The 2,178-nt window shown below is 69.1% G+C and carries 3 protein-coding genes; 2 read left to right on the forward strand and 1 reads right to left on the reverse strand.

The window, feature by feature from the left end; all coding sequences use genetic code 11:
• Window positions 1-287 precede the first annotated feature (287 nt).
• Complete coding sequence (locus tag ACFW9Z_RS35910) at window positions 288-608, forward strand: DMT family transporter (RefSeq protein WP_384647897.1); 321 nt, start codon at window positions 288-290, stop codon at window positions 606-608.
• A gap of 185 nt (window positions 609-793) precedes the next feature.
• On the forward strand, window positions 794-1,225 hold the full coding sequence (locus ACFW9Z_RS35915) for a DMT family transporter (protein ID WP_384647898.1): 432 nt from the start codon (window positions 794-796) through the stop codon (window positions 1,223-1,225).
• A 99-nt stretch (window positions 1,226-1,324) separates the two neighbouring features.
• Here the strand turns inward: ACFW9Z_RS35915 and ACFW9Z_RS35920 are convergent, their stop codons facing one another.
• The gene (locus tag ACFW9Z_RS35920) at window positions 1,325-1,957 is read right to left on the reverse strand and encodes a ScbR family autoregulator-binding transcription factor (protein ID WP_384647900.1); all 633 of its coding nucleotides are present in this window, start codon (window positions 1,955-1,957) and stop codon (window positions 1,325-1,327) included.
• Window positions 1,958-2,178 lie beyond the last annotated feature (221 nt).

Raw genomic sequence — 2,178 nt, forward strand, 5'->3', positions numbered from 1 at the left:
TTTCTCGTTCTCCACCCCCCTCTTTCCACCCCCCTGCTTTCGACCCCCCCGGCGCCCCGGCCGCGCGGGCGCCCCCCGTCTCTTGGGGGGGGCGCGCCCCCGCCGCCGTTTCGCTGTCTGACTGGTTGACACTAGTTATATGCACATGCAAGATTAGAGCCCTCGGGGCGGGTGACGGTGGCGGATTACGGGAAAATAAAGCTTGCATGTGCAGGCAATAACTCGACCGCTCCTCCCCCTCGCCCCTCTCCTCGCCGCCTCGCATCCACCGCACGGAAGGACCTCTCATGCACTGGCTCTACCTCGCCATCGCCGTCGCCTTCGAGATCGCTGTCGCCATCGCCGCCGGAAAGGCCGAGGGATTCAAGAACCGCAAGTGGACCGGCATCACCCTGCTCAGCGGGGCCGCCGCGACCTTCTTCCTCAGCAAGGCGCTGCTGACCTTCGACGTCGGCGTCGGCTACGCCCTGTGGACCTCCGTCGCCGGGGTCGGCATCACCGTCCTCGGGGCGCTCTTCTTCGGCCAGCGTCTGAACGGGAACAAGGCGATCGGCATCCTCCTCGTCATCGGTGGCGTCGTCGGCCTGCAGCTGAGCGGTTCCGCCTGAGCCCGGCGCGCATCTCCCGGACGCGCGTCTCCCGGACGCGCGTCTCCCGGACGCGCGTCTCCCGGACGCGCATCTCCAGGACTCGTGCCCGTACCCGTACTCGTACTCGTATCGCAGTGCACCCCGCAGACCACCTGACGACATCCCCGGTACCCCCGGCATCCCTGAGAGAGGACCCATCTCCCATGTCTTCCACGTCCAACGCAGCCAAGAGCTCCACCAGCGCGAACGCCTGGCTCATGCTCCTCCTCGCCGGAGTCTTCGAGATCGGGTACGCGCTCGCCGTCGGCGGCAGCGAAGGCTTCACCCGGCTGACCTGGTCCCTGGTCGCCGTGGTGTTCTTCCTGCTGACGCTCTACACCCTGAGCCTGGCCCTGCGCACGATCGACGTGAGCATCGGCTATGCCGTCTGGGCGGGTGTCGGCGCGGTCGGCGCCGCGGTCTTCGGCCCGCTCTTCTTCGACGAGACCCTCACCCTGGCCAAGGGCATCTGGCTGGCGGTCATCATCGCCGGAGTCATCTGGCTGAAGCTCGCCGACCGTACGAAGCCCGAGGCGGCCGCCGGGACCCAGGGGTCCGCGCAGCTCGTGGACCGGCCCGGCGCACTTCAGGTCTGACGCTCTCCCGACGGTACGCCCCAGGCGCCTGCCGCCTTCCCTGACAAGGGCAGCGGGCGCCTGGGGCGTACCCGGCTCGCCTGGGGCGTACACGGCGGTTCAGGGCATCATCGCGGCGCCGCGTGCGGGCGTCGCATCGGCGCGGATGATGACGGCCGGGACCGCGATGCCCGGGAGGAGCAGGTTCCACATCTGCTGGGTGCGCTCGGGGAGGTCCGTGCGGCCGCTGACGACGTTGGAGTACATCTGCATCCCCGTGCAGGCGGCGACCACGAACTCCGCGACCACGACCGGTTCGACGCCCGGCTGGAGCTCGCCGCCGTCCCGGGCGTCCTGAAGGAACCCGGTCATGATCGCGCGGAACTTCTCGTACGGGTCGGCGTTCGCGGGGCCGCCCGCCGAGGTCTGCTCGTTCGTCAGCCGTACGCCGGCCCGGAGCAGCGGGTCGCGCTGCAACTGCCACGACCATACGAGGGTGAGGTCGATGAGCCGTTGCAGGCCACCGGCGGCGAGCAGCGGGACGAGGCTCTCCGGCTGGCTGTTCATCACCGCCCTGGCCAGGTCCTCCTTGGAGCCGAAGTGGAAGTAGAGCGCCCCTGCCGTCACTCCGGCGCGCTTGAGGATGCGGTTGATGCTGGCCCCCGCGTAGCCGTACTCGTCGAAGACCTCCGCCGCCGCGTGCAGGAGGGTGCGGCGGGTCTGCTCCGCCCGCTCCTGTTTCAGTTGCGCCATACCCTTCACCTTCTCAAAAAGAATGTTCTTTATGTTACCTGGGTTCCGAGGGCTCCGGGTGGCTCCGGGTGGCTCTGGGTGGCTCTGGAGGGAAGCCCGGGCATGCGAAAAGACGGCGGTGGGGGGGGGGGGGGGGGCCCCCCCCCCCCCCCCCCCCCCCCCCCGCCCCCCCCCCCCCCCCCCGCCGCCGGCGGGAGTATAAAAAAAAAAAAAAACAAAAC

Origin of the sequence: Streptomyces sp. NPDC059452 (assembly GCF_042750035.1) — a bacterium.
Taxonomy (GTDB): Bacteria; Actinomycetota; Actinomycetes; order Streptomycetales; family Streptomycetaceae; genus Streptomyces.